Annotated in this window: 31 protein-coding genes; 13 read left to right on the plus strand and 18 right to left on the minus strand. The window is 61.9% G+C overall.

Annotated features, from left to right (window positions below):
- Window positions 1-70: 70 nt before the first annotated feature.
- The 9 genes from B2P87_RS06840 to B2P87_RS06880 all read left to right on the plus strand — a co-directional run bounded on the left by B2P87_RS06840 (window position 71) and on the right by B2P87_RS06880 (window position 9,851).
- Entirely contained in the window at window positions 71-595 is a 525-nt protein-coding gene (locus B2P87_RS06840) for a flagellar basal body-associated FliL family protein (protein ID WP_058287477.1), read from the plus strand.
- Window positions 596-604: 9 nt separating this feature from the next.
- Complete coding sequence (locus tag B2P87_RS06845) at window positions 605-1,051, plus strand: hypothetical protein (protein WP_058287478.1); 447 nt, start codon at window positions 605-607, stop codon at window positions 1,049-1,051.
- The gene (locus B2P87_RS06850; RefSeq protein WP_141891608.1) at window positions 1,051-1,665 is read left to right on the plus strand and encodes a MotE family protein; all 615 of its coding nucleotides are present in this window, start codon (window positions 1,051-1,053) and stop codon (window positions 1,663-1,665) included. The genes B2P87_RS06845 and B2P87_RS06850 overlap by 1 nt, the downstream gene beginning before the upstream one ends.
- Window positions 1,666-1,743: 78 nt before the next feature.
- Window positions 1,744-2,613 carry a flagellar motor stator protein MotA gene (motA, locus tag B2P87_RS06855; protein ID WP_008553318.1) on the plus strand — a complete coding sequence of 290 codons (870 nt, stop codon included), beginning with the start codon at window positions 1,744-1,746 and terminating at the stop codon, window positions 2,611-2,613.
- A complete protein-coding gene (locus B2P87_RS06860; protein WP_208764502.1) occupies window positions 2,610-5,066 on the plus strand; it encodes a hypothetical protein in 2,457 nt (818 codons plus the stop codon). The genes motA and B2P87_RS06860 overlap by 4 nt, the downstream gene beginning before the upstream one ends.
- Window positions 5,067-5,474: 408 nt before the next feature.
- Complete coding sequence (flhA, locus tag B2P87_RS06865) at window positions 5,475-7,595, plus strand: flagellar biosynthesis protein FlhA (protein ID WP_141891607.1); 2,121 nt, start codon at window positions 5,475-5,477, stop codon at window positions 7,593-7,595.
- Window positions 7,592-8,371 carry a flagellar biosynthetic protein FliR gene (locus tag B2P87_RS06870; RefSeq protein ID WP_141891606.1) on the plus strand — a complete coding sequence of 260 codons (780 nt, stop codon included), beginning with the start codon at window positions 7,592-7,594 and terminating at the stop codon, window positions 8,369-8,371. Before flhA ends, B2P87_RS06870 begins: the two co-directional genes overlap by 4 nt.
- The gene (gene flhB, locus B2P87_RS06875) at window positions 8,368-9,456 is read left to right on the plus strand and encodes a flagellar type III secretion system protein FlhB (RefSeq protein WP_141891605.1); all 1,089 of its coding nucleotides are present in this window, start codon (window positions 8,368-8,370) and stop codon (window positions 9,454-9,456) included. Before B2P87_RS06870 ends, flhB begins: the two co-directional genes overlap by 4 nt.
- Complete coding sequence (locus B2P87_RS06880; RefSeq protein WP_058287483.1) at window positions 9,453-9,851, plus strand: hypothetical protein; 399 nt, start codon at window positions 9,453-9,455, stop codon at window positions 9,849-9,851. Before flhB ends, B2P87_RS06880 begins: the two co-directional genes overlap by 4 nt.
- A 77-nt stretch (window positions 9,852-9,928) precedes the next feature.
- Here the strand turns inward: B2P87_RS06880 and B2P87_RS06885 are convergent, their stop codons facing one another.
- Genes B2P87_RS06885 through B2P87_RS06925 form a run of 9 tightly spaced genes read right to left on the minus strand, consistent with a single transcriptional unit; the run spans window position 9,929 to window position 14,500 of the window.
- Window positions 9,929-10,426 carry a flagellar basal body-associated FliL family protein gene (locus B2P87_RS06885; RefSeq protein ID WP_141891604.1) on the minus strand — a complete coding sequence of 166 codons (498 nt, stop codon included), beginning with the start codon at window positions 10,424-10,426 and terminating at the stop codon, window positions 9,929-9,931.
- 8 nt (window positions 10,427-10,434) lie between these two features.
- The gene (flgH, locus tag B2P87_RS06890) at window positions 10,435-11,175 is read right to left on the minus strand and encodes a flagellar basal body L-ring protein FlgH (RefSeq protein ID WP_058287485.1); all 741 of its coding nucleotides are present in this window, start codon (window positions 11,173-11,175) and stop codon (window positions 10,435-10,437) included.
- Entirely contained in the window at window positions 11,175-11,597 is a 423-nt protein-coding gene (gene flgA / locus B2P87_RS06895; RefSeq protein WP_141891603.1) for a flagellar basal body P-ring formation chaperone FlgA, read from the minus strand. The genes flgH and flgA overlap by 1 nt, the downstream gene beginning before the upstream one ends.
- Window positions 11,597-12,382 carry a flagellar basal-body rod protein FlgG gene (gene flgG / locus B2P87_RS06900; protein ID WP_058287487.1) on the minus strand — a complete coding sequence of 262 codons (786 nt, stop codon included), beginning with the start codon at window positions 12,380-12,382 and terminating at the stop codon, window positions 11,597-11,599. The genes flgA and flgG overlap by 1 nt, the downstream gene beginning before the upstream one ends.
- A gap of 10 nt (window positions 12,383-12,392) precedes the next feature.
- A complete protein-coding gene (locus B2P87_RS06905; RefSeq protein WP_058287488.1) occupies window positions 12,393-13,109 on the minus strand; it encodes a flagellar hook-basal body complex protein in 717 nt (238 codons plus the stop codon).
- Window positions 13,109-13,381, minus strand: a complete 273-nt coding sequence (locus B2P87_RS06910) for a flagellar biosynthetic protein FliQ (protein WP_008557586.1) — start codon at window positions 13,379-13,381, stop codon at window positions 13,109-13,111. Before B2P87_RS06910 ends, B2P87_RS06905 begins: the two co-directional genes overlap by 1 nt.
- Before the next feature lie 3 nt (window positions 13,382-13,384).
- Window positions 13,385-13,681, minus strand: coding sequence for a flagellar hook-basal body complex protein FliE (fliE, locus tag B2P87_RS06915; protein WP_008557465.1), 297 nt, complete (start codon window positions 13,679-13,681; stop codon window positions 13,385-13,387).
- Window positions 13,682-13,704: 23 nt separating this feature from the next.
- Window positions 13,705-14,097, minus strand: coding sequence for a flagellar basal body rod protein FlgC (gene flgC / locus B2P87_RS06920; RefSeq protein WP_058287489.1), 393 nt, complete (start codon window positions 14,095-14,097; stop codon window positions 13,705-13,707).
- Between the two features lie 13 nt (window positions 14,098-14,110).
- A complete protein-coding gene (locus B2P87_RS06925) occupies window positions 14,111-14,500 on the minus strand; it encodes a FlgB family protein (protein WP_058287605.1) in 390 nt (129 codons plus the stop codon).
- Window positions 14,501-14,588: 88 nt separating this feature from the next.
- Between B2P87_RS06925 and B2P87_RS06930 the strand changes: the two genes are divergently transcribed.
- Entirely contained in the window at window positions 14,589-15,917 is a 1,329-nt protein-coding gene (locus B2P87_RS06930; protein WP_141891602.1) for a FliI/YscN family ATPase, read from the plus strand.
- 432 nt (window positions 15,918-16,349) lie between these two features.
- Here the strand turns inward: B2P87_RS06930 and flbT are convergent, their stop codons facing one another.
- The 5 genes from flbT to B2P87_RS06955 all read right to left on the minus strand — a co-directional run bounded on the left by flbT (window position 16,350) and on the right by B2P87_RS06955 (window position 18,863).
- Window positions 16,350-16,754 (minus strand): flagellar biosynthesis repressor FlbT, encoded by a 405-nt coding sequence (flbT, locus tag B2P87_RS06935; protein ID WP_027235787.1) that lies wholly within the window; start codon window positions 16,752-16,754, stop codon window positions 16,350-16,352.
- Window positions 16,755-16,756: 2 nt separating this feature from the next.
- Window positions 16,757-17,128, minus strand: coding sequence for a flagellar biosynthesis regulator FlaF (flaF, locus tag B2P87_RS06940; protein WP_027245122.1), 372 nt, complete (start codon window positions 17,126-17,128; stop codon window positions 16,757-16,759).
- Window positions 17,129-17,205: 77 nt separating this feature from the next.
- Window positions 17,206-18,015 (minus strand): flagellin, encoded by an 810-nt coding sequence (locus tag B2P87_RS06945; protein WP_141891601.1) that lies wholly within the window; start codon window positions 18,013-18,015, stop codon window positions 17,206-17,208.
- Between the two features lie 202 nt (window positions 18,016-18,217).
- Entirely contained in the window at window positions 18,218-18,577 is a 360-nt protein-coding gene (locus B2P87_RS06950) for a flagellar export chaperone FlgN (protein ID WP_027245120.1), read from the minus strand.
- Window positions 18,570-18,863, minus strand: a complete 294-nt coding sequence (locus tag B2P87_RS06955; RefSeq protein WP_244270249.1) for a rod-binding protein — start codon at window positions 18,861-18,863, stop codon at window positions 18,570-18,572. Before B2P87_RS06955 ends, B2P87_RS06950 begins: the two co-directional genes overlap by 8 nt.
- Before the next feature lie 127 nt (window positions 18,864-18,990).
- On the opposite strand from B2P87_RS06955, the gene B2P87_RS06960 reads away from it, so the two are divergent.
- From B2P87_RS06960 to B2P87_RS06970, 3 genes are all read left to right on the plus strand, one after another.
- Entirely contained in the window at window positions 18,991-20,778 is a 1,788-nt protein-coding gene (locus B2P87_RS06960; protein ID WP_141891600.1) for a flagellar hook-length control protein FliK, read from the plus strand.
- Window positions 20,779-20,782: 4 nt separating this feature from the next.
- On the plus strand, window positions 20,783-21,460 hold the full coding sequence (locus B2P87_RS06965) for a flagellar hook capping FlgD N-terminal domain-containing protein (protein ID WP_141891599.1): 678 nt from the start codon (window positions 20,783-20,785) through the stop codon (window positions 21,458-21,460).
- A 148-nt stretch (window positions 21,461-21,608) separates the two neighbouring features.
- A complete protein-coding gene (locus B2P87_RS06970; RefSeq protein ID WP_141891598.1) occupies window positions 21,609-22,385 on the plus strand; it encodes a phosphotransferase in 777 nt (258 codons plus the stop codon).
- On the opposite strand, the gene B2P87_RS06975 is transcribed toward B2P87_RS06970, so the two are convergent.
- Genes B2P87_RS06975 through B2P87_RS06990 form a run of 4 tightly spaced genes read right to left on the minus strand, consistent with a single transcriptional unit; the run spans window position 22,358 to window position 26,497 of the window.
- The gene (locus tag B2P87_RS06975; RefSeq protein WP_208764501.1) at window positions 22,358-23,677 is read right to left on the minus strand and encodes an NAD(P)/FAD-dependent oxidoreductase; all 1,320 of its coding nucleotides are present in this window, start codon (window positions 23,675-23,677) and stop codon (window positions 22,358-22,360) included. The genes B2P87_RS06970 and B2P87_RS06975 overlap by 28 nt on opposite strands.
- Window positions 23,677-24,492 (minus strand): ABC transporter permease, encoded by an 816-nt coding sequence (locus B2P87_RS06980; protein WP_058287497.1) that lies wholly within the window; start codon window positions 24,490-24,492, stop codon window positions 23,677-23,679. Before B2P87_RS06980 ends, B2P87_RS06975 begins: the two co-directional genes overlap by 1 nt.
- Window positions 24,489-25,370, minus strand: a complete 882-nt coding sequence (locus B2P87_RS06985; protein ID WP_141891596.1) for an ABC transporter permease subunit — start codon at window positions 25,368-25,370, stop codon at window positions 24,489-24,491. Before B2P87_RS06985 ends, B2P87_RS06980 begins: the two co-directional genes overlap by 4 nt.
- Window positions 25,370-26,497 carry an ABC transporter ATP-binding protein gene (locus B2P87_RS06990; RefSeq protein ID WP_141891595.1) on the minus strand — a complete coding sequence of 376 codons (1,128 nt, stop codon included), beginning with the start codon at window positions 26,495-26,497 and terminating at the stop codon, window positions 25,370-25,372. Before B2P87_RS06990 ends, B2P87_RS06985 begins: the two co-directional genes overlap by 1 nt.
- Window positions 26,498-26,523: the final 26 nt, after the last annotated feature.

A 26,523-nucleotide genomic window follows, 5' to 3' on the forward strand; every position in this document is an offset into this window, starting at 1 on the left:
GGATCGGCCTTAACATTCGGTTAGTTCCTCGCAGGTTATGAAGAAGCTGCACGACGTTTTAGGGATAGCCATGACAGACGCTGCAGTAGATACAGAAGCAGATGCCCCGGCCAAGAAGAGCAAACTGCCCCTGATCATCGGGGTTGTGCTGGCTCTGGCGGGGGCGGGCGGCGGATTCTTTGCCGTTCAGTCAGGCCTTCTTCCCTTTGGTCAGAAAGCAGCGCCAGAACCGGCGCATGCGGCCGAAGAGGCGCCAGAAGGCGTGGACACTGGTGAGACGGCGGAGGATATCGCCAATCTTGCCTTTATCGAAATGGACCCGATTGTGATTACCCTGCGCAAAGCCAGCGGTATCAAGCATTTGCGGTTCCGCGCGCAACTTGAGGTCGACCTGGCGCACCAGGCCGAGGTCGAGAAAATCCTCCCGCGGGTTGTCGATGTCCTGAACAGCTACCTGAGAGCATTGGAGCTTGAGGATCTGACCGATCCGATGGCTCTGCCGAAACTGAGAGCGCAGATGCTGCGGCGGATCAACATTGCCACCGGCCAGGGCCGGGTGCGTGATCTGCTGATTATGGATTTCGTACTGAACTAGGAGGACAGGATGGACATTATTGCTGATATCCTGCTTGCGGCCGGAGCACTGGGCGCCGGATTCTATTGTCTGGTGCTGTCACGCAGGCTGAAGCGGTTCAATGATCTGGAAAAGGGCGTGGGCGGCGCAGTCGCCGTGCTGTCCTCCCAGGTTGATGACCTGAACAAGTCGCTGAAATCGGCGCAACAGGTGTCTGATGGCTCCAGCAAGGCGCTGCAGCAGCTGACGGGGCGCGCCGAATCGGTGGCCCAGCGGTTGGAGCTGATGATGGCGTCGATGCATGATATTCCCGAGGCCCGGCCTGCGGCTCCGGCAGCGGAACCCGCTGCCGAAGATGAGGAGATGGCAGCCGCTTATGAGGCCGAATCGCAGCCGGCCGAAGAAAGCCAGGAAGAGGCCAAGCCCTCGGGCCTGATGTTCGTCCGCCATAACCGCAGCCAGAACCGGGTGGCGTAATGGCGAAGGCGGCTAAGAAACCCAAAGGCTTGCGGCGGGGCGGCACGCTGATGATGCTGGCGGTCCTGCTGATCGGCTCTGCCGCGGTGCGGCTGGGACTGGAGGCCGGGCCCGCAATTGCCCGCGAAGTGGCCAGTCTGAAGGAGCCGGGCCGGGAAGAGTCTGCGCATAAGGGAGAGCCGCGGGGCGAATCGATGCCGTCCTCCGCTGAGCTGCAGACGATGCTGGCGGCCTTTCGGGAGCGGGAACAGGCATTGGCCGCCCGCGAGGCGGAGATTCAGGACCGGATGAAGGCGCTGGAGATTGCCGATCAGGCGATCAACAAGAAGCTGGTGGCGCTGGAGCAGGCAGAAGAGAAGCTGCGCGCGACCCTCGCCCTGGCCGATGGGGCGACCGAGGCGGATGTGACCCGGCTGACCTCAGTTTATGAGCAGATGAAGCCCAAGGAGGCCGCAGCCCTGTTCGAGGAAATGGACCCTGCATTTGCAGCAGGCTTCCTCGCCCGGATGCAGCCGGAGGCCGCGGCGGGGATCATGGCGGGCCTGAGCCCGGAAGCCGCCTACACCATCAGCGTGGTCCTGGCCGGACGCAACGGAGCCGTGCCCAGGGAATGACTTGGGCGCGCGGGCTTAGTCTTTCCTTAGGACGACTCGCCTAAACTAATAAAAACCAACGGAATTCGGAGTGGACCTATGATCGGGATTGTAGGCATTGTGGTGATCTTTGCCATGGTGTTCGGCGGATACCTTCTGGCCGGCGGCAAGATGGCGATCATTCTGAAGTCGCTGCCGTTTGAGATGATGATGATCGGCGGCGCCGCTGTCGGGGCGTTTCTGATTGCCAACGATATGGGCGGCGTCAAGCACACGCTCAAGGACATCGGCAAGGTATTCAAGGGACCCAAGTGGAAGCCGGACGACTACCGCGATCTGCTTTGTCTGCTGTTCGCGCTGATCCGAATCGCCCGGGCCAATCCGGTTGAGGTGGAACAGCATATCGAAGACCCGGAAAACTCTTCGGTGTTCAATAAATACCCCAAGATCCTGGGCGACAAGGAAGCCGTGAACCTGATCTGCGACACCATGCGGTCGGCGTCGATGAACTATGACGATCCGCATCAGGTTGAAGAGGTGCTGGAAAAGCGGATGGAGGCCAACCTTCACCACGCGCTGCACTCCAGCCATGCGCTGCAGACCATGGCCGATGGCCTGCCTGCCCTTGGGATCGTTGCGGCGGTTCTGGGCGTGATTAAAACCATGGGCTCGATCGACCAGCCGCCCGAGGTGCTGGGGAAACTGATCGGCGGCGCCCTGGTGGGGACATTCCTTGGCGTGTTTCTCTCCTACGGCCTTGTCGCCCCCTTCGCGGGCAAGGTGAAGGCCGTGGTTGAAGAAGACGCGCATTTCTATCAGCTGATCCGCGAAGTGCTGGTGGCCAACCTGCACAACCATGCCGCCGCGATCTGCATTGAGGTCGGCCGCCAGAATACCCCGTCGCATTTCCGTCCCGGCTTCTCGGAGCTGGAAGAAGCCCTCAAATCGGTGAAACAGGACGCAGCATGATCTGGCGAGCATTTGCCACGGCGGCCGTTGTTTTGACGGCTGGCACAGTCCAGGCACAGACAGTCGTGACCCGCTCCGGCGAGCATAAAGGGTTCACGCGCCTGGTGATGCGTCTGCCAGACGGCGCGGACTGGTCTCTGACCCAAAGCGGCAATACTGCGACCGTCAACATTGATGCCCCCGAAGCGGTTTTCGATACCTCCCGCGTCTTCAACCTTATTCCCCGCACCCGGTTGCAATCACTGGAACAGAACGGCCCCGGCCAGCCGCTGCGGCTGCAATTGGGCTGCGAGTGCACAGTCACCTCCTATGTCCAGGAGAACGGCTACCTCGTGGTTGATATCCGCGATGGCGGCAAACCCGCACCGCAGCCGCAATACACCACAGCTGGCAGCATCCTTCCGATCACCACGCCGGTTGCGGGCGGCGGCTACCGTTTCAGTTTTTCCCGGTCGGCCGCGGCGGACGCGCGGATGGCGCTGGAACTGGCCGCCACGGTTGCCGGCCAGTCTGAACCGGCACGCACAGTCCGGCCACAAGACAGTGCCGAGGCGCCTAGCCCCGAACCAGCACCTGCTGGGCCGGAAGAACAGACACCAACTGATGTCGTTTTGCCGCTGGACGGCAGCAGCATACCGGCGGCCGCGGAAGACGTTGCCGCAGCTATGCTGCCGGGGCTGCCGGATACCGGTATGCTGCTCGACTTGGCGGAGACCGAACGCGCTTCGGTGGTCAAGGAATCCGAGCGGCGGTTGCTGCAGCAGATCGGCCGGGCAGCGAACCAGGGGCTGGTGAGCGTTGCGCCGGACGGGCTTCCTGGCGCTGGCACTGCTGCCGGTCTCGATCCTCTGGGCCGTTCGGACAGGCCTTTGAACCCGCTCGACCACATCTCCGTCACTTCGGCAATCGACCGCGAAACTGGCCTGATGGCTGCCCTGACAGAGGGCAGCAACGAGGCAGCGCACTGCATTCCAGACAGGGACGTGGCAATTCACACTTGGGGCAATGAGAGCCCGTTTGCCGATCAGATCGGACCGTTGCGCAGCGCGCTGGTCCAGGAGTTCGACGACGTGAACCCGGCTGGGGTTTTCGCTCTTGCCCGGATCTATCTCTATTTCGGCTTTGGTGCCGAAGCCCGCTCCATGCTGGAAATCCTTCCGGCCGCAGAGCGTGGCAGCCCGGATGCGGCCGTGCTGGAGGCGATGGCCCTGCTGATGGATGGAGTTGATCTTCCGCCTCAAAACCCGTTCTCCGGGCAGCAGGCCTGCGAAAGCAACAGCGCTTTCTGGGGCGCGCTGGCCGACGGTGCGGTCAAGAAAAACTCAAACACCGATGCGATCCAGCAAGCATTTTCCAAGTTGCCGACGCACCTGCGGGTGCATTTGGGGCCGCGGGTCAGCAAAATGTTTGCCGAAGCCGGCGAGCACCATGTCGCTGAAGCCGTGCTGAGGGCCGTAGACCGGACCGGGATCGAAGAGGTGCCGGAAATCAACCTGGCCGAGGCGGCGATTGCAGAACTTAAGGGCGACACTGAGAAAGTCGCTGAAGAGCTGACCAGCGAAGTCGCGGAACGCACCGGGAACGCACCAGCCGCGCTGATCGATCTGGTTGCCCTGAGTGTGAAAGAACGCAAAGCGCTGTCGCCGGATGTGCCGGACCTGATTGCCTCCTACGAGCTGGAAAACCGGGACACGGAGCTTGGTGCCGATCTGCGCAAGGCTCATGTTTCGTCGCTTGCGCTGATAGGACAGTTCCACGACGCGTTTCAGGAGCTTAACGAACTGACGGAACGCGATGGACCGGGTGCCCGGGCTGTAGCGCTGGAACCGCTGTTGCTGCTTTTGGCAGAACGCGCGGATGATGTAACCTTCCTGCAGTACGGTCTGGTGTTTGCCGGCCGGGCTACGGCGGCTGAGGCGGCTCCGGTTGCTGTGCCGGTGGCCCGCCGGCTGCTGGACTTGGGCTTCGCGGACTTCGCTCAGGAGCTGCTCAACAAGCTGTCCCTGGCGCCGCAGGATGAAACCCGCCGCCTGATGATGGCTGAAGCCGCGCTTGCCCTGGATAAGCCGCACCGGGCGCTGGTGGAGCTGATGGGGCTGGATGGCTCCAAAGCTAACCGCTTGCGCGCCGAGGCTCTGTGGCGCAACGGCGAATACGGCCGCGCTGGGGAATACCTGCTGGCCGAAAATGAGAAAGACGCAGCCGCCCGCGGGTTCTGGCACTCTGAAAACCTGGGGGCGATAGAGGAAATCGAGCCGGAAGAGGGCGCGCAATTCGGGACAGTCGCTTCTGTCACCACCCGAATCGGCGAAACCGTCCAGGATCCGGACAGCCTGCCGCCGCTGGCCTATGCGCGGGCCCTGGTGGAGAGCAGCGAGGGGACGCGGGGCGGAATCGCCGACTTGCTGAACCAGATCGGCAGAGCAGCGGACGCTCCTGAAGAAACCCAGTGATCCAGCTCAAGGCTGACTGCGTTACGGCCGCCCCGCCCGGGGCGGCCTTTGCGTTTGGATGATAACACTTTGTCAACTGGCTGCCGGTAACCTGATGAGCGGGTGAATCCTGATCTGGAACGGGCAGAATGCCGGAAAACAATTTTAAACTTTGCCTGCAAGGGCTGAGTGCGCGCACAGCGCGCATGGCACGCGAGGCTGTGGCCGCCGCCAGTGCCTGTCCTGCACTTTTCTTCAACGCCAAAATGCACCGGATTGCGCCGTCAGCCGCCGCTGCGAAGGCGGCCCACGCCTCCCGGGCTTCCGGCCGTCCGGCATCCGGACGGCTGCGGGTCGTTCCGCCTTTTCTGCATTGGAAAGCCCTGAGGCAACCGGCCCAGGCTTCTGGCGGGATTACCAACCCTTTGAATGCACTCAACAAGTGGGGCCATAATTGTGCCTAAGCTGACCACTGATCAACTTTTCAGCCCGACTGTGCTGCTGGCGCTGGCGCTGATGGCAATTATCGTGATGATGATCCTGCCAATGCCTGCATGGGTGCTGGACGTCGGTCTGGCGGCCTCTTTTGCGCTTGCCATTCTGATCTTCACGATCACCCTGTTCATCGAAAGACCGCTGGATTTTTCCTCTTTCCCGACGATTCTGCTGGCGTCGCTGATGCTGCGCCTGTCGCTGAACGTCTCCTCCACCAAGCTGATCATTGGCCAAGGCCACTCCGGCACCGATGCGGCCGGAAATGTGATCGAGGGGTTCGCCCAGTTTGTCATGGGGGGCAGCGTGTTCCTCGGCCTGGTTGTCTTTGGGGTTCTTTTGATCGTCAACTTCATGGTGATCACCAAGGGTGCAGCGCGGATGGCCGAAGTGGGCGCCCGCTTTGCCCTGGACGGGATGCCGGGCAAGCAGCTGGCGATCGACGCGGATATGTCCGCGGGCGCCATTGACCACCAGACTGCCAAGGAGCGGCGCGAACGCGACCAGCAGGAAACGACCTTTTTCGGCTCGCTGGACGGTGCATCGAAATTCGTCAAAGGCGACGCCATTGCTGGCTTGATGATCACCCTGCTGAACCTCGTCATGGGGCTTATTATGGGGGTTCTGGTCCACGGTATGCCTGTGGGCAGCGCGTTTGAGACCTACGCCATTCTGACGGTAGGGGACGGCCTCGTCTCGCAGATCCCTTCGGTGATCATTTCCATTGCTGCGGCACTGCTGCTGGCGCGCGGCGGCACCACTGGCGCCACTGATATTGCTCTGTTCGAACAGTTCGGCCGCCACCCGGCAGCTTTGACCACCGTTGCTGTACTGATGGTGCTGTTTGCGCTGGTGCCGGGCCTGCCGTTTCTCCCCTTCGTGACCGGCGGCGGGGTCTTGGGCTATGCCGCTTTCCGGATGGCCAAGAAAAAGAAGGACGATGCAGAAGCCGAGATCGAGGAAAAGATCGAGGAAGCCTCCGATCCTTCGGCCTCGCGGCCGTTGGGCGATATTCTGGATCTTGATGATCTGCATCTGGAGTTTGCGCCCGACCTGGTCAGCATGGTACTGGACGAGGGCACTGGCCTGGACGCGCGGATCGCAAATATGCGGTCCCACATCGCCACAACATTCGGCCTGATCCTGCCGGAAATCCGCCTGACCGATCAGCACGATCTGGAGCGCGGCACCTATGTGATCAAGGTGCAGGGCGTCGAACAGGTGCGCGGCACGCTGCATCCCGACATGGTCCTGGCCCTGATGCCCGACAATCACGATGCGCTGCCCTCAGGCACAGATGTGACGGAGCCGGTCTATGGCGCACCGGCGCGCTGGATTTCTGCCAAGGCGCAGGAACAGGCGGCGCTGGCGGGCGCCACCGTGGTCACGCCGCCGGAAATCCTGGCAACCCATTTGCTGGAGGTCATCAAGCAGAACTTCAGCCGCTTGCTGACGCTCAAATCCCTGCGCCGCCTGCTGGATGAAATGACGCAGCTGTCCGACGGCTTCCGCGCCGAGGCGAACCGCAAGCTGCTGGATTCGCTGGTGCCGGACAAGGTGCCGATGGACACGCTTCATGCGGTCCTGCGGCTGTTGCTGGAGGAGCGGGTGTCCATCCGGAACATGCCCTTGATTCTGGAATCTATTGCGGAAGCGCGCTTGCACGTCACACAGCCTGAAGTGATTTGCGAGCATGTGCGCCAGCGCCTTGGCTTCCAGCTGGTGTCCGAGATGAAGCGTGAGGACGGGACCATTCCGCTGATCCAGCTGGCGCCGGAATGGGAGGACAAGTTCTCGACCTATCAGGTCGATGCGCAGGGTGCCGGCCTGGATATCGCGCTGCCGCCGGATCTCTTCAACCGCCTTGCGGACGGGCTGAGCGACAAGCTCTCGGCGATCACCGATCAGGGCGTGTTTGCCGCGGTGGTGACCTCGACTCGCCGCCGCCGGTATCTGAGGACAATTTTGAAGTCGCGCGGTATTACCAATCCGGTACTGTCGTTTGAGGAAATCGGCCTGGAAGCACGGCCTGCCCTCGTCGGGATGGTGCAGGCATGAACCTGGACTTTCTGCCTCCGGAACTGGTTCTGATGCTGGGGGCGGGTTTCTGGCACGCCGCCATCGTGTTCCTGAGAGTGGCAGCGATGGTGTCTGTTCTGCCCGCAATGGGGGAGCTTTATGTCCCCACGCGGGTCAAGCTGGCAGTCGCCGTGGCCTTTACGTTCGTCGTGGCACCGGCGCTGCCTGCGTTGCCCGAGCCAGACAACGTGTTCGCTTACGCCCGTTTTGCGGTGACTGAGGCCATCATCGGCCTGGCTTTGGGTATCGGCGTCCGGATTTTTGTGCTGGCATTGCAGACCGCGGGCGCGATGGCAGCGCAAGCCACGTCGCTGTCGCAGGTGCTGGGCGGCATCGGCGCAGAGCCGATGCCGGCGCTTGGCGCTGTTTTGATGATCTCCGGCGTGACCCTTGCCACCCTGATGGGGCTGCATGTCCGGGTGGCGGAGCTGCTGATCGGTTCTTACCGGATGTTTCCGGCAGGCGAGTTTCCGGGTGCCGCCGGCCTGACGGAATGGGGCGTTTTCCGGGTCTCGCAAAGTTTTTCGCTGGCATTCACCCTGGCGGCGCCCTTTGTGATCACGGCGGTGATCTATAACCTGGCCCTTGGCGTGATCAACCGGGCGATGCCGCAGCTGATGGTGGCCATGGTCGGCGCGCCGGTGATTACCCTTATGGGGCTGTTCATCCTGATGGTCGGCAGCCCGGTGATCCTGGATGTCTGGTCCCGCGCCTTGATGACCTTCTTCGCAAACCCCGGGGGCGGCATCCCATGAGCGGACAGGACGACGACTCAGACAAGTCATTCGAGCCAACGGAGCAGAAACTCCGAAAGGCCCGGGAAAAAGGCGAAGTTGCCAAATCCACTGACCTGTCGGTGGCTGCCGCCTATCTGGGCCTGATCATCGCGTTTTATACCGCAGGCAGCAGCAGCGTTGAGGGGATCGGCACTGCACTGATGGCCTACCTTGACCAGCCAGACCGGCTGGCGCCGCTGTTTTTCGAAGGTCCCGCGGCAGCGCCGGTGGGCGGCTTCATCGGCAGTGCTTTCCGGCCGGTGCTGCCATGGTTTCTTGTGCCTTTCGCGCTTGTGCTGCTGTCCATTGTCGGCCAGCGGGCGATGGTCTTCGCCCCGAGCAAGCTGGAGCCGAAACTGTCGCGCATTTCGATTGTTTCCAATGCGAAGAACAAGTTCGGCCGCGCCGGCCTGTTCGAGTTCTTGAAAAGCTTCGTGAAACTGACGCTCTACTCGGTGTGCTTGGGCGTTTATCTGTCCCACCGGCTGCCGGAGATGATCGCGTCATCCGGCACCGGCCCGCAATCCGTGGTTCTGATGCTGGCGCAGCTGTCGATGGAGTTCTTGTTCCTCGCTCTCATCATTGCGCTGGCAATCGGGATCGTTGACGCCGCCTTTCAGCATGCCGAGCATATCCGCAAGAACATGATGTCGCGCAAGGAAATCCAGGATGAGATGAAGGATGCCGAAGGCGACCCGCATATGAAGAGCCAGCGGCGCCAGCGCGGCCAGCAGATCGCGATGGGCCAGATGCTGGCCGATGTGCCGAAGGCAGATGTGGTGATCGTAAACCCGACCCACTATGCGGTTGCCCTGCAGTGGAGCCGTGAGCCGGGCGCCGCCCCCGTCTGTGTTGCCAAGGGAGTCGATGAGATTGCCGCGGCGATCCGGCGGGTTGCCAATGAAAACGCAATCCCGATCCACAGCGATCCGCCAACCGCGCGGGCGCTGCACGCGGCGATCGAGATCGGGGATGAAATTCTGGAAGAGCACTACGCGCCGGTGGCAGCGGCAATCCGTTTTGCCGAGGAGATGCGCAAGCGTGCCAAGGGGAAGGTCACATGAAGCAGAAAATGCTGGATCAGATGGCAGCGGTGACCGCTGCGCAATACATGCAGGAACACGCCAGAATTCAGCCCGTTCTGGCCCGGGAAGCGGAGCTGCGCGGCCAGTTGGCCAGACTGAACGAGCAAGTGCAGGCCGCGCGCGCACAGGCCGATGGCGATCATGCAATGAAGGCATTGGGAGCGGATCTTTTATGGCAGGGCTGGCATTCCCGCACCCGGCGGCAGCTGAACCAGGAGCTGGCCAAGGCCACTGCGCAAAAACTGCGAAGCATGGATCAGCTGCGCAAGGCGTTCGGCCGCAAACATGCGGTTGAAACGATGGCCACAGCTGAACGCAAACGGCACAAGGCCGAGCTGGCCAAGGACCAGATGGCCCGGCTGCTGGAGGGCTGAGCGGAAGAGACCTGTTTTCGGCAAAAAAAAGCCGGCCTTTTGAGGCCGGCTTTTTTGCTTGAATTGCTGTGCGGCGGTCAGACGTCTTGCCGGGAAATCTCCATGATCAGCACGTCATACACGCCCTTGCCGATGTGTTTCTGCGCCGCCTCGCGCAGGGCGGTGCGCAGCGGTTCCAGCACATCAGACCGGGTGAACGCACCGCGGAAGCCGCCCATGTTGGCGTGGTCAAAGAGGACTTGAAGGAAGACATCGCGCAGTTTTGGCTCCAAGGTGCGGACTTTTTCGCCAATGCCTTGTTTGGCCTCCAAGCTCAGAGACACCACCACCAGTGAAGTCAGTTGATCACGCTCTACGACAGGAACGACGAACTGATTGTTGATCTTGATGTATTCGCGCTGGTTCTCTTCGCCGTCTTCAGCGATTTCCTCTGCGGCTTCCTCAGCGGGTTTGGCGGCGCTGCCGGGCTCGGCAGCGTGCTCTTCTTCCGGTGCGGGCATCAGCATGATGCCGGCACCGATGCCGCCTCCGGTTCCGAGGATCAGCAGGATGACTGGCAGGAGTTTTGACAGCATAATAACCCTCAGAACGGCAGGACAGCGTCAAGCAGCTGCTGGCCGTAGCGCGGCTGCTGAACATCGGTGATCTGGCCGCGGCCGCCGTAAGAGACGCGCGCCGAAGCAATCTTGTCATACGTGATTTCATTCTGGCGGCTGATGTCCTGGGGCCGGACATACCCGGTCACCAGCAGTTCGCGCAGTTCGAAGTTCACCCGCAGCTCCTGGGTGCCGCTGATCGCCAGAACCCCGTTGGGCAGCACGTCGACAACGGTGGCTGCGACCCGCAGCTCCAGTTTCTCGCTGCGTTTCACGGAACCCTTGCCGCCGGCGGAACTGGAGCTGCCCAGCTCCACCGCGTCTGCCGAGGTGGCGCCTTCCGGCAGTTTCCGGTCCAGCCGCTGCGGCAAGCCCAGAAGCTGAGGCATGTTCAGGCTTTCGGACCCCGACCGCGAGCGCTGTGTGTCGTTGGAAATTTCCGCTTCTTCGTCGATCTCGATCACCACCGTCAGGATATCCCCCCGCTTGATCGCGCGGCGGTCGCCGAGCAGCGATTGCTGCGAGCCGCTCCACAGCGAGGATCCGTCAACGGTGCGCCGGTTCTGGGTCTGCGCGGGCAGTCCCTCGTAAAGCATCGCCACATGCTCCGGCGTCTCATTCGCAGGGGTGAAGGAGGGCGGCTTGCCCAGGTGATCCATCCGGCCGCAGGCGCCCAGGAGGGCCAGCCCGAAAAGCAGCGGTTTGGCGGGGGAAAATTTCATAGTCATCAGTTTACCTCGACGGAGCCGTCTTCCTTGATCCGTCCGGTGACGGTCGTGCGGGAAGAGAGATTCATGACCCGGACAGCTTCACCAGCGGCACCGCGGCCCAAGGCACGCCCTTCCGCGGCGATGGACAGCGCACCCTGACGGAAGATCAGGGTCACCAGGTCGTTACGTTCAATGATGGCCGGCGGGCCGATATCGCCGGGCCGCAAGGGCCGCCCCGCGTAGAGCGAGACACGTGCTTCCATGCCTGTGACGTCTGCCGGGTCCGACAGCGCGCCAAGGATCTCGCCCTTCTTGAGCGCCAGATCTTCGGGGTTGACGATCTCCTTGGCGCGGATCGTGCGCAGCGGGATCAGGTAGTCCGCCCAGGCGGGCGGGGCGCAGAGCGCGGCGGCGGTCAGGCAGGCAAGAGCAAGTTTCATCAGCGCACCTGTGTGGTTGCACCCATCATCTGGTCGACAGCCGAGATGACCTTGGCATTCATTTCGTAACCGCGCTGGGCTTCGATCAGCTCCGTCACCTCGCGCACCGCATCCACCGAGCTGCCTTCCAAGTATCCCTGGCGCAGGGTGCCGAGCCCGTCTTCGCCAGCGGTGGAGACGGTGGCGGGGCCGGAGGCTTCGGTTTCGGTGAACAGGTTGCTGCCGATCGCCTCAAGACCCTTGGGGTTGGTAAAGCCGGCCAGGGTGAACTGCCCCAGCAACTGGCCTTCGGGAGAGTCTTGGAAATACCCGTAAACTTCGCCCTCGGCGTTGATCGAGATGCTAGTGGCATCGTCGGGGATGGTGACTTCGGGCGACACTGCGAAACCGTCCGAAGTCACGATCAGCCCTTCGGCCGAGCGTTTGAGCGCACCGTCGCGGGTATAGGCGGACTGGCCGGAGGGCAGGGTGACCTCCAGATAGCCATTGCCGTCAATGGCGATATCCAGGTCGTTGTTGGTCTGCTGCAGCGCCCCTTGGGACAAATGCACGGAAACGGCCGCCGGGCGCACACCGAGGCCAACCTGCACACCGGTCGGCAGCACGGTGCCGTCCGAAGCATTCACGGTGCCGGCGCGCGAAATCTGCTGGTAGTGCAGATCTGCAAACTCGGCGCGGCGGGCGTTGTAGGCCGTGGTGTTCATATTGGCGAGGTTGTTGGAGATGGTCTCCACCCGCAACTGCTGGGCGCTCATGCCGGTTGCTGCGATCTTGAGGGCACGCATCTGGATTCTCCTAGGACTTGATCAGGTTTTTGATGGCATTGCGGATGCGCTCGTCTTCCGTCTGCAGAAAGCTCTGGCCCATCTCATAGGCGCGCTGCACTTCGATCATCCGGCTCACTTCGGAAATTGCGTTCACGTTGGAGCCTTCCAGAAAGCCCTGCAGGACCTTCGAGTCGAAGTTCTCCTCGATGTCGCCCTCAACGCGGAACATCACACCGTCCTCACGCACAAGCGTGTGCTTTTCGACCGGTTTGAAAAGGCCCAGCTGTCCCAGCAGACGCCCGTTTGCGCTGAGCGAACCGTCCGCACCCACTTCGATCTTGCCGGCATCCGGCGGCACAAAGACGGGCGCGCGGCCCGCGTCCAGCACCCGGTAGCCATCCATGGTCACCAGATCACCGGCGGCGTTGGGGGAAAAGGCGCCGGAGCGGGTCAGCCGTTCCCCTTGCGGGGTTTCGACCATAAAGAAGCCATCCCCTTCGATGGCAAAATCGAAGGTGCCGCCTGTATTGGTCAGTTGGCCCTGCTCCATCGAGGTGTTGAAGATATTGGCACGCGACATCGACACGGACGGCTGACCGGGCGAGGATTGCACGAACTCCGAAAAGATCAGACCTTCCTGGCGGTATCCGGTTGTGGCGGAGTTTGCGATGTTGTTGGCAATGACGCGCATTTCCCGCATCAGGCCTGACTGGCGTGAAATCGTGGCGTAACCTGCGGTTCCCATTACGAGCCTCCGGCAATCATTGGAACAACGTGGCCGTCGAAAAAGGCCACCAAGGTTTGTGTCATGAAGCCCATGGTCATCCAGAACACGACCAGGATCGCTGTCAGCTTGGGCACGAAAGTCAGGGTCATTTCCTGCACCGAGGTCAGGGCCTGAAACAGGCCGATGGTCAGGCCGACCACCAGCGCGACGACCAGGATTGGCGTCGACATGGTGACAGCGGCCCACAGCGCCTGGCGCAGCGTGTCATAGAAGAGGCTTTCGCTCATCATGGCTCAGACCGGCATCCTCAGGATTTCCTGATAGGCCTCGACGACCTTGTTGCGCACAGTAACGGCGGTTTCGACCGCCAGTTCGGTCTGCGCCAGAGCCTGCACCAGCGCATGCGGGTCAGCTTGCGACGTCATCGCCTGCACCGAGACCTGCTCGCTGTTTTGCAGGGTCGCGGTGAAGTCTTCAAAGCTCTGCTTCAGCTGGGCGCCGGCACCGGTGCTTTCGTGATTGGGGTCAGCTTTGGTGGCGGGGCGGGCGGCGGCATAGCCGCTGGCGGCGGAAAGACTGCGAATATCCATTCTGGATCTCCAATAAATTTCAGTTAGCGTCTCAAAAGTTCCATCAGCGAGGCGGACATGGACCTGGTCTGCTCAAACATCTTCAGGTTTGCCTCATAACTGCGCTGGGCTTCGCGGGCGTCGGCGATCTCGATCATCAGATCCACGTTGGAGCCTTCGAAATGCCCGCTTTCGTCAGCCAGCGGATGCGATGGGTCGTAGACTTTGTCCAGCTCGCTGCGGTCCAGGGTAACCCGGCCGGTGCGCACATGCTCCACATCCGTCCGCAGCTCGCGCACCGATTCGAAGGGTACTGCCTTGCGGCGGTATCCCGGCGTGTCGGCGTTGGAAATGTTCTCAGACACATGGCGCAGGCGCGCGGCTTGCGCCTTGAGGCCGCTGGCGGTGACGGAGAGGGCTTTGGAAAATTCACTCATCTCTCATACCTCCTCAGGTTTTGCCCAGGCTGGCGCGCAGGATGTTCATGGAGGATTTGTAGATGGCCATGGCACGCTTGTGCTGGCGTTCTGTATCGACGCCTTTCAGCAGCTCCGCCTCAACGGAAACCGAGTTGCCATTGGGGTCGCTGCCGGTCTCGTCGGACATAACCGCCCAGTCCATCTGACTGCCTGCGGTGCCATTCAAATGGCTGTCGCGGGTGGCGCTCATGCTGCTTTGGCGGGCGCCTGCGGCAAAGACTTCCGTGAAGGGCTTGATATCCTTGGCGTGGTACCCGGGCGTATCGGCGTTGGCGATATTCTGAGCTACCAGTGCCTGGCGCTTGCCGGCATGGGTCGCCATGGAATAGGAAATTTTGAATACGTTCAATTCTGTGAACACCAGGGCTTCTCCCTTGATCGATTTCAATCAAGGCTTAACCCCGATTCCTTTAGAAATTGTTTTCAGGACACCAAGGGAGACCGCCGCCATGAAAGCAGAGCTGCAAGCACTGACCCGTCAAATTGCCAGCACGCGCCTGGCAACGCAGATGGGCCGGGTGACTGGGATCGCGGGCGGAGAGATAGAAATCAGCGGCTTGGCATCAGTCGCCCGGATCGGTGACCGGCTGGTGCTGCGCCGCGGTCCCGACGATGAGCTGCATGGTGAAGTCCTGAAGATTAAAGGGAATAACATCAGTATGTTGCCTGACCGCGCCCCTGATGGTGCCGCGATCGGCGATGCGGTTCTGCTGCATCCTTCGCCGGAGTTCGCCCCCAGCGATCATTGGATCGGCCGGGTGATCGACCCCTTTGGCGAGCCGCTGGACGGCCGCCCGATGCTGCCAGGATCTGCACCACGGGATCTGATGGCGGCCCCGCCCAAGGCCGCCGGGCGGCGCGGCATGGGGGAACGGCTGCCCACCGGGCACGCATTGCTGAATACGATTCTCCCGATTGTGCGCGGCCAGCGCGTGGGCCTTTTTGCGGGCTCCGGGGTGGGGAAGTCCTCACTGCTGGCCAAACTGGCCAAAGCCATGGAAGCGGATGTGGTGGTGATGGCTCTGATCGGCGAACGCGGCCGTGAGGTGAATCACTTTGTCGAACAGGTGCTGGGCCCCGAGGGCATGCGCCGGGCTGTGGTGGTGGCGGCGACGTCCGATCAGTCGGCGCTTGTCAGGCGCCGCTGTGCTTGGGCTGCCATGACCGTGGCGGAGCACTTCCGCGACCAGGGTAAGAACGTGCTGTTCCTGGCCGACTCTGTCACCCGTTTTGCCGAGGCGCACCGTGAAATCTCTGCCGCCTCGGGAGAGGCGCCCGCGCTGCGCGGCTACCCGCCTTCGGTGACGCCGCTGATCACCGGGCTGTGCGAGCGGGCCGGCCCTGGCGGCGAAGGGCAGGGCGACATCACCGCGGTTTTCAGCGTCCTGGTGGCCGGCTCCGATATGGATGAGCCGATTGCCGATATCCTGCGCGGTGTTCTGGACGGGCATATCGTGCTGAGCCGGGAAATTGCCGAACGCGGCAGGTTCCCCGCGGTCGACGTGTCGCGCTCGGTGTCGCGCAGCCTGCCCGCTGCGGCCACGGCGGACGAAAACGCAGCCATCCAGGAAGTGCGCAAGTTTCTGGGCGCCTATGAGCAATCCGAGGTGATGATCCGCGCCGGGCTTTATGCTGAGGGCAATGACGCAGTGCTGGACCAGGCCGTCAAGCTTTGGCCCGAATTGGATGTCTTTTTCGGGCGCGAGGATGCGGAGGGTATCACCAGCAGTTTCAACCGCCTCCTGCTGCTGCTGCGCCGTGCCAAGGCGGGACGCTAAGGGGCGGCTTGCTGTCACTGAAGAGATGAAAGCCGGCGCCCGGCACAGGCCCGCGGCGCGGCCTTTTAGATAGCAGATTTTGCGGATCGGAATGAGGAAGCGCCCAGCAGCGGAAAGGCTGTGGAGGCTCGGGATTGTTCCGCCTTGAAAACCGGCGGATGAACAACGCATTCACTGAGCCGGTGCCTGCCCTAATGAGGCGTTTCAAAAAAGCTGCTGCGGAGCTGCTTGCCTCCAGGCCGTTGCGCCGGGATAAAAATCCAGTCGCCGGGGATCGCTGATGAGGCCCCCGGCGCTTTGGTCGCAGCGCGTGTTGTTCAAAATTGAAACCGGTCTAGCGCTGCAGGACTGAATCCTGTGTGACCGCTTTACCCTGGTTGCCGAACGGGGCTGCAAGGGCAGTCCTAGCGGCCGGCTTGAACGGCCGGAAGGTTATGACGGCCGGACAGCAAACAGACGGTCTTCGCGCGCCAGCAAGGTGCGCAATGCCTTCAGGCAACGGTAATGGTTGTTGCCGATCAGGGCGTCGGTTGCTTCTGCCAGCGAGGCGCGGCTGTCCGGGTCCGTGAACACTTGGCTCAGCTCCTCGATCCGGCGCAGCATCGGCAGGCGCTCTTCCTCGGGGTCGGCATCGCCGGACAGGATGAGCTGCGCGGCATAACAGACCCGGCGCACCGGTGTGTTGGCTTCTTCGGGGTGGATGGCATCGCGCAGGCGCAGGATGTTGGCATCCGGGGTTACAATGGACAGGCGGCTGCGGCGGTCGCCGTTTTCAATCACCGCGCCATTCACAAGGACACGCTCCTTGGGGGCAAGTTTCAGGACAAGTCCGCTCATATTCAGGAAGCTCCGCTGCGGAGGCCACGCAGGATGGCCGTATTGATTTCCACCAGGGGCCGGACGTTGGCCTTGCGCTGAAGCACTTTGCTGGTGTGTTGTCGCGTGAATTCCGCCAGTTCGAAGAGATTTTGCTTTAGGTCATCTGGCAGGGGATTGCTCTTCATTGCGAGATCCGCCGTGAAGATCGACCAAAGCTTGCGGTTGTCGTTCAACGCCTGAGCAAGTTCATTGAACCCGTCGCTGCCTTTTTGGGCAGCCGTGATCAGCCGGCGGGTGACGCGGGTGACCACTTCGTATTCAAAGTTCTTTGCTGTCCGGGTCGGGGTCTTTGCCGCCGAATAGGCACTCTTCGCCTTCAGAAGGGCATTCACGTGTTTTCCTAACGTATTATTCTTCAGGTTCTCTGAGAGGGAAGACCGGGGCGCCATCAGCGCCCCGGATCAGGCTGTTAACGGAACAGCTGCTGCAGGGTCGATGGCGCCTGGTTGGCGATGGTCAGCGACTGCACCGCCAGCTGCTGCTGGGTCTGCAGTGCCTTCAGCCGCGCCGAGGCCTCTTCCATGTTGGTGTCGCTCATGGTGCTGACACCCGACTTCAGCGAGTCGGTCAGTTTGGACACGAACGAGCTCTGGTCGCTCAGTCGGTTGCTGTCCGCACCCAGCTGAGCCGCGCTGTCGATCGCAAAGGTCATCATGGTTTCGATTTCGCTCAGCACCGTCGCCGCATTGGCATTGGTCAGCGAGGTCATGCCGGTGGTGTCCATGTTGCCGGCGGTGTCGATGCCCGAGATCACGATGATATCGCTCGCCGCGTTCAGACCGCCCAGAACATCCAGCTGCGCAGTGACGGTGTCATCCAGAAGGTTGGCACCGTTGAACGATGCGGAGTCGATGATCGATTCAATCTGCTCGCGCTTTTTCGACAGGTCAGCTTCGATTTTGTCGTGGTCGACGTTTTGCGAAACACCAGCAACCGCCAGTTCACGCATTTCCTTCAGGGTTTCCACGATCTGTTCCATGCCGGAGGAGGCAACTGCGACGGTGGCCTCACCAAAGTCCAGGGCGTCGGAAACGGCTTCAAACGCCTGAATGTCCGATTCCATCGACTTGGAAATGGCCCAGACAGCGGAGTTGTCCTTGGCCATGCCGACCTCTTTGCCGGTCGAGATCTGGTTCTGGGTCTCTTCCAGGCTGTTGTTCACAGTCTTCAGAGTCTGCAGAGCAACCATTGCGCCGTTGTTTGTCAGAATGCTGGTCATAGCTTTTTCCTTTAGCTGCGGGGCGCTTTAGCCCCTTAATTCTGTGCCCCGGCGGGGCGTTAATTGACGTCTTTCTGACTGTGCGTTCCGCCCTCTGGCTTCCGCGCCACCCCTCTTGAGGTGCAAGGCGACTTTGGCCCATCAGTTGCTAAAGGAGTGCTAATGCCGGGATTTGGTTTTTTAGAATTTTCCCAAAATTGCATCAGGCGCGTTTTTCCAGCTTGGCGCCGCTGCGGGTGCCGTAGCGGTTCCGGCGTCCGGCCTGGTCATAAACGTCCAGGCCCTTGCGGATTCGGCGCAGTTCGGCCATGCGCGCCGCGACTGAACGGATGCCGTCCATGGCACTGTCCAGCAGCTGCTGATTGCGCGACAGTTTGGTCTGAACCTGCGCCAGAGACTCGCGCTCCAGCTCTGATACAGAGTTCAGCTTGCCGATCACCTTCTCTTTTTTCGCGAGAAGCCCTTCCAGCTTGCCAAGGTCTCCCTCCATCAGGGCAGTGCGCTCGCGGTCGAGGATTTGGTCCAGCTCATCAATGAGCTTTTGCGGTTTCAGGTCACTCACCTTCGGTCTCCTTCAATGCGTGATAAAGTGATTCGGCCAGGCCGATGCCGCCGGAGCGCGCAATCTGGTTGGCCTGTTCGCGGATGAGAAAGCTGGAAAACTGGTCCTCGCCTGCGCCGCCGCCGAAACCTTCGCGGGATTCGCCAAGGCCTGCGGACTTCAGCATTTGCGCAAGAAAGGAAGCTTCCAGCTCAATAGCGGCCTCGCGCAGCGGGTCGCTGCCTGCGGGCCGTACTGGACGCACTGCAGATGCAGTCTGCAGCGGGGTGGGCAGTAGATCTGACATGTCCGGTTCTCCGGTTTGACGTCGAATTTCATCGATTTTCTAAAACTGCGCCGGAACCGGTTAAAATTGCCGTAACCGCTTTGGGATAAGTCTGTCCGGGTCGAGATAGAATGTCCGGAACACAATTATGATGATGAATTCGATCCTTGGCTTTGAAGCCGGTTCTGTTGGCAAGATGCCGGCCGCAACCGGGGAGTCATCCAACAAATCCTCCAGTTCCAATGATTTCGCTGATCTTGTCGCGGCTCAATCCGGGCCCGAAGACGCGGCCGCTGAAGCGGTTACAGGCAAGAGCGGAGTGGCGGAGGCAGAAGCGGGCACCGAATCGCAAGCCGCCCAGACAGACGCGGCCGAAACCGGAATTGACGAGCCTGAAGCCAGAGTGGCCGAGACGTCGGGCGAAGTGTCTGAGCTTGAAGCTGGACTGCCCGAGGCCGAGGCGAATGCTGGTCTGGCTGGCACCAGTACACATCAAGACTCTGAAGAAGCCGCAGTGGCCGAAGGGCAGGTGCGACCGGACTCCGACCCTAAAGCTGCCAGTGAGAAAGTGCCTCATGGCTCTTCCAGCGTTGCAGACGGCGCGGATCAACTGGCCAAGAGCGAACGTGTGTCCAGCGTAGAGAGGCCTTCGCGTGAGAATATCGTTACAGGGCAGCCTGTCCCTCCTTCTGCTGACGGCACGCAGCAGGCAGACGGTGCGGCGGTCGGGCAAAACCCGGCGGCCGCAGGCGGCGGCCAGACTGAAACATCTGAAGAAATCGCTCGAATTCAGGCTCCCGGGCAATCTCAGGCAGAGGCTGTCTTGGGTCGAAACACAGCGGAGCGAGGCGAAAGAAACGCAGATTTGAAGGTGCCGCAAGGAACCGAAGGTTCAGGCACCACCCGCGTGCCTGCGGAGGCCTCGGTTAAGGCGGCCTTAGTTGCCAATGCACAACCGCCGACCGGGCAACAGCAATCCGGCACCGTCCAGGGTCATGTAAACAAAGGCGTTGCAGCCGCTGGTCAGGCGCCCGCTGTTCCAAACTCCGCAATGGCGATACCCGGTTCTCAATCCTTGCAGCCAGACGGCCAGCAGGCTGCCACCCGGCCTGACGGAGCGGCTCAACCGAACATGCCAGCCGCGCAAGGCATAGTGCAGGCGCTGACAGCTGGCCAGACCGCGCCAAAGGGGCCAGGACAGAGGGCCGAGTCAGCAGTAGCGGCACTCACCGGCGATGTCCCGGCGGACGCTGACGCTGGCGAGACCGGCAGGGCGTTTTTCAGCGATCTCAAGAGCGGAGAGTTCCGTGCACCCGCGGCAGCGCCGGCGCCGAACCCGCAGCGGCCTGCTGTTTCGGTGCTTCAGCCGCTGATTGCCGGCGGGCTTGGCGCGGGTTCGGCGGGTGCAGAACTGCTGTCCGGGTCCGAAGATTCGCTGCAGGGCGCATTTGGCCTGTCCGGCGAGGTGCCGGGACTGACGCAGCTGCTGGCGGAGGCCTCCTTCGGCACAGGCACGGTGCACCGGCCGGAGACGCCGCGCATGATAGCGGCGCAGCTGGCCGAGGCTTTTGCGGCCAAAGGTGAGCAGAAAGTTGAAGTTTCGCTGAACCCGCAGGAGCTGGGCCACGTGAAAATGCGTGTGGTCGCCAGTGAGACGGGCATTACGATGATTATCCAAACAGAGCGGCCGGAAACCGCTGATCTGATGCGCCGCCATATCCACGAACTGGCCGAGGAATTCCGCCGCATGGGGTATGAGGACATCTCCTTTGAATTCAGCGGCGGCCAGACCGGCGGCCAGTCCGCAGATGATGCGGGCGGCGGCGGGGCATCTTCCGGCGGCACAGGGCCGCGCGGCGCCGATGCGGCGGATGGCACTGAACCAGTAATTCAAAACCTACGGCTGGGTGAAACCGGCGTGGACATGAGGGTCTGATCACATGACAACAGCAGTCACCTCCGCGGGCAGCCCTGCGGCACAAACACTCCAGCAGCCGGCGGCCTCCCAGAAGACCTCCGGGCTGACGTCCGACTTCGAAACCTTCGTGAAAATGCTGACCGCGCAGGCGACGAATCAGGACCCGCTGGAACCGCTTGATTCGACCGAATACGCGGCTCAGCTGGCGCAATTCTCGATGGTGGAGCAGCAGACCAAGAGCAACACCTTGCTGGAAGGCCTGCAATCACAGCTGGGTCTGGCCAACATGGCGGCGCTGTCCGGCTGGGTCGGGATGGAGGCGCGGGGCGTGGCTCCGGGCTATTTCGACGGCAGCAGCGAGATCACCATTGCGCCTAACCCGGCAGCGGCTGCGGATTCGGTCACGTTGGTCGTACAGGACACCAAGGGGTCCGAAGTGCAGCGCGTCACCCTGCCGGTCTCAGCCGAGCCTTACCAGTGGACCGGCCTGGATGAAGACGGAAATCCGCTGGAGGCAGGGGAGTATAAGTTTGTCATCGAAAGCAGAAAAGGCGACGAACTTTTGTTGCAGGAATACGCCGAGATCTATTTCAAGGTGAACGAAACCCGGATGCAGGGCGGCGATGTGGGCCTGATCACCGAAGGCGGGTCTGTGGTCCTGGCCTCTTCGGTGAGCGCGCTTCGCGATCCGCAAAGCTGACCCGGCGGTATCCGCTGGCCGAAAAACTGTCTAAGAACGGGGCGGCATAACACCGGAGACCGCCCTGCAACCGCTGCCTGACAAATTCGAAGCCCGTTTCTTTGCACATCTCTCTGCAACGGGCCTGCATGTTCCCGCCCCCCGCCGTCTGGCGGGGGGGCGTTCGAACCATGTCTGGCGGGCAGGCGGGCTGGTGATCAAGCTGTACGCGGCAGATGGCGGCAATCCCTTGTTCGCCAATGATCCGGCACGGGAAGCCGCAGTGCTGACGGCGCTGTCCGGCACTGGGATGGTGCCGCCGCTGGTGCAGACCGGTGTCTTCGAAGGCCGCAGGTGGCTGGGGTATGCGCATGTGAACGGCAGCCCCTGGCGGCAGGACACTGGCCATGTTGCGCAACTCCTGGGGCGATTGCACGACTTGGCTCCGCCGCCAGGATTGCCGGAAGGCGCGAACGGCAGCGCCGCGCTGGAGGGACAGACCTTTGATATTCTGAAATACTGCCAAGGCCGGGACCCGCTGGCGGCTATGCGGCCGCTGGGGCAGGTTCCACCGCTGCCGCAGCCGGTTCTGATCCACGGTGACCCGGTGCCCGGCAATCTGCTGGCGCATGACGGCACGCTGACCCTGATCGACTGGCAATGCCCGCAGATCGGAGATCCGGCGGAGGATCTGGCCCTGTTCCTGTCGCCCGCCATGCAGCTGATGTACCGGGGGGCGCCTTTGTCGAAGGCGGAGGAGGACAGTTTCCTTGCCGCCTATCCCGACCCGCGGATTGCCGGCCGGGTGCTGGCACTCAAGCCCTGGTTTCACTGGCGTATGGCGGCCTATTGCCTGTGGCGGGCGGAGCGCGGCAGCGCCAAGGACCGGCAGGCGTTTGAGCTGGAGCGCGCGGCGCTTCAGTCCATCAGGCCTAGCAGCGCATAGGCGGGCGGCATCAGGATCCGGCGGGCGCGGCCAAAGGGAAAGCGCGGCATGTTTTGCATCACGGGAGAGTAGGGCAAATCAGGCGTTCGATCCTGAACAAGATCGCTCAGCAGCCGCCCGGCATAGCTGCCCATGGCGACGCCGTTACCGTGGTAGCAGAGACCGGCATAGATGCCCGGCATCTCTGAAACCGCGCCCACGAAGGGGACCAGATTCCGGGACAGGCAGACCATGCCAGACCAGCAATGGGTGGTTTCCACAGTATGCCACGCCGGGAACATCGCCTCGAAATCCTGCCGCAGCTTGTGCCGGATTGCGGTCTCAGCCCGCGGCGAGGCCAGCAGCCCGCCACGCATTCCAAACAAGAAGCGTTTGCCCGGCATCAGCCGGAAATAATGCAGCAGGTTGCGGGTGTCATAGGCCATCTGATGCGAACGCCAGCCCTGCGCCTGCAGCTCGGCCTCCGTCAGCGGACGGGTCACCATGACGGTGGACTGCGCAGGCATGTAGCGTCCGGCCAGCCAGCCGGGCAAATCTTCCGAGGAATAGCCATTGGTGGCGATGATGACCTTGGCGGCCCGCAAAACACCCTGTTTAGTCTCTAATCTGTATCCGCCGCGGTCCTGCCGCACCGACCGGGCAGCGCTGTGCTGGTACAGGCTAGCCCCGGCATTCTGTGCGGCGCTAGCCAGGCCGAACAGGTATTTGCGCGGGTTCAGGGCAAAGCCAACCGGCGTAGTCAGCGCCGCATGGAAGGAGCCGTTCAGACCGTTCTGCGCCAGCTGACTGCGGGTTAGAAAATCAGGTTCCTCTCCTGCGGCGCGCATGGCTTCGGCTTGCGCGCGCAGGCGGCGCGCGGCCTTTTCATTGTGCGCCAGCTGGGTTTCCCCGTCCGAGTGCGTGTCTGCCTCGATACCGTGGGTCTGCAGCAGATCCCGCACGAGATGCACTGCGGCTTCTTCGCCTGCCTCATAAGACTCTGCCGCCGGTTTTCCAAACATGCGGCGCATTGCCGGGCCGGAGAGTTTCGACCCGCCAAGGCAACAAAACCCGCCGTTGCGGCCAGAGGCGCCCCAGCCCGGGGTTTCGGCCTCCAGCACCGCAACGGACACCCCGCTTTCGGCCAGATGCAACGCGGCTGACACACCGGTAAAGCCGCCGCCGATGATCGCCACTTCGGCGGATGCTTCACCCTGCAGCACCGGCCAGTCCGGCGCCGCGATGGTCTCGTCCCACCAGCAGTTGCTGCGCGGGCCGGGACCATAGGCGTAGTCGGAAAAGATCCGGCGCATCAGGCGCGCACCGCAGCCTGTTCCTCCCGTTTCTGGCGGGCCACCTGGTGTTTGGTCACCAGCGAGGCGGTGATGACGCCCACGGTGACGATGCTGATCATGATGGTCGACAGCGCGTTGATCTCGGGGCTGACGCCCAGGCGCACGGCGGAGAAGATCTTGATCGGCAGGGTGGTGGCCGAGGGACCGGAGGTGAACGAGGCGATCACCAGATCATCCAGCGACAGGGTGAAGGCCAAAAGCCACCCCGAAATCACCGCAGGCGCAATGATCGGCAGGGTCACCAGGCGGAAGGCCTCCGCCGGGGAGCAGCCCAGATCCAGCGCCGCTTCCTCCAGCGAGCGGTCGAAGCTCACCAGGCGGGAGGACACCACCACCGAGACATAGCACATGGAAAACGTGGTGTGCGCCAGTACGATGGTTAATACCCCGCGATCCAGGCCGATGCCGATGAACAGCAGCAGCAGCGACAGGCCGGTAATAACCTCAGGCATCACCAGCGGCGCATAGATCATGCCTGAAAACAGCGTCCGCCCCATGAACCGCCCGCCGCGCACCAGAACATAGGCCGCGATCGTGCCCAGCACGGTGGCCATGGTGGAGGAGAACACGGCAACTTTCAGTGTCACCCAAGCGGCGTTCAGGAAGGCGTCGTTCTGAAGCAGCTCCCCGTACCATTTAGTTGAGAAACCTGCCCAAACGGTGACCAGTTTGCTTTCGTTGAAGCTGAAGATCACCAGGATCACCATCGGGATGTACAGGAAGGCAAATCCGAGGGTCAGCGATACGGCGTTAAACCAGGTCATACGGTTCATTGCTCGGCCTCCTGCTGTTTCTGCTGGTTGCGCTGGAACAGCACGATCGGGATGATGAGCAGCAGCAGCAAAACCACCGCCACGGCGGATGCCACCGGCCAGTCGCGGTTGGAGAAGAACTCCTCCCACAGCACCTTGCCGATCATCAGCGTGTCGGAACCGCCCAGCAGCGACGGGATCACGAACTCACCCAGGACAGGGATGAAAACCAGGAAACTGCCGGCAATAATGCCGTTCTTCGACAGCGGGATGGTCACCAGCCAAAATGCGGTCAGGCGCGAGCAGCCCAGGTCTTCTGCCGCTTCGATCAGCGAGCCGTCCAGCCGCTCCAGCGCTGAATAGACCGGCAGGATCATGAACGGCAGGTAGGTATAGATGACGCCGATATAGACCGCGGAATTGGTGTTGAGGATGGTCAGCGGTTCCGAAATCACCCCCAGCCACATCAGGAACTGGTTCAGGAAACCTTCGTTCGACAGGATCCCCATCCACGCATAAACGCGGATCAGGAAGGAGGTCCAGAACGGCAGGATCACCAGCATCATCAGCGTCGGCCGCCATTCCTCTGGCGCCCGCGCCATGCCATAGGCAATCGGGTAGCCTGCCAGAAGAGTCAGAAACGTGGAGACGGCCGCGATCTGCAAGGAGCTGAGATAAGCCTTCCAGTAAAGATCATCCTCGGTCAGCCAGATGAAGTTTTCAAAATCCAGCTCCGCCAGAAAGGCTGAGATACCCTCAGCCCAGTCGAATTGCGGAACGTACGGTGGGATTGAGACCGCGTAATCCGACAGCGAGATTTTCAGGACGATGGCAAAGGGCACCAGGAACAGCGCCAGAAGCCAGGCATAGGGGATGGCGATCAGGACAAAGCGGCGCATCATTCTGCCAGCAGAACGCCTGCCGTGGCTGTCCAGGACAGCCAGACAGAGTCTTCCCAGGTAAAGTCGCGGCGGGCGATGCGGCGGGTGTTGGCGGTTTGCGCCTTGATCACCGCGCCGGTCGGCAGCTCAACATGATAGGTGGAGATGTTGCCGAGATAGGCGATGTCGAGAATGCGGCCCTGCACGGCGTTGTCCGCTGCCGCCGGTTTTTCGGCATTGATGGAGACCTTTTCCGGGCGGATCGCCAGATGGGCTTTCTGACCGTCAGAGAATTCGTTGCCCGACTGCACGTTCAGCGGCGGCTGGCCTTCGCGCCAGGACATTGCATAACTGCCGCCGCCATTGGGTCTGACGGTGCCTTCGATCAGGTTCACATCTCCAATGAAATCAGCGACATAGACTGAGTTCGGCGTTTCATAGATCCGGTCCGGTGTTGCCACCTGAACGATCTTTCCGTGATCCATCACCGCGACGCGGGAGGCGACCGTCATCGCTTCTTCCTGATCGTGGGTCACGATCACGAAGGTGGTTCCGGTCTTCTCCTGGATATCCATCAGCTCGAACTGGGTATCCTGGCGCAGCTTCTTGTCGAGCGCGCCCAGCGGTTCGTCCAGCAGCAGCAGCTTCGGCGCCTTCGCCAGCGACCGCGCCAGCGCCACCCGCTGCCGCTGGCCGCCGGAGATCTGGTGCGGTTTGCGCCGGGCGAACTTCTCCAGCCGGGTCAGCCGCAGCATCTCTTCGACCCGGTCGTTGATGTCATGCTTGGGCATGCCCTCGCGCTTGAGCCCGAAGGCGATATTCTCCCAGATCGACAGATGCGGGAACAGTGCGTAGGACTGGAACATCATGTTCACGGCGCGCTTGTTGGGCGGCACCGGGGCAATGTCTTGCCCGGCCAGGAAAATCTTGCCCTCAGTCGGGGTTTCGAACCCGGCGAGCATCCGCATCAGCGTGGTCTTGCCGCAGCCCGATGGCCCCAGCAGCGCGTAGAATTCCCGCTCGTAGATGCCGATGGTCAGATTGTCGATGGCAGTGAATTCACCAAAGCGCTTGGTGACGTTCTGGAAGTGGATCAAGGGCTTAGCCTCAGGATCGTTCCAAGGTTCGAATACGGAAGCAGTCAAGCCGGGCCTCTTCTGCGAAGTGTCGC

Origin of the sequence: Leisingera sp. UBA4491 (assembly GCF_002388965.1) — a bacterium.
Taxonomy (GTDB): Bacteria; Pseudomonadota; Alphaproteobacteria; order Rhodobacterales; family Rhodobacteraceae; genus Leisingera; species Leisingera aquaemixtae.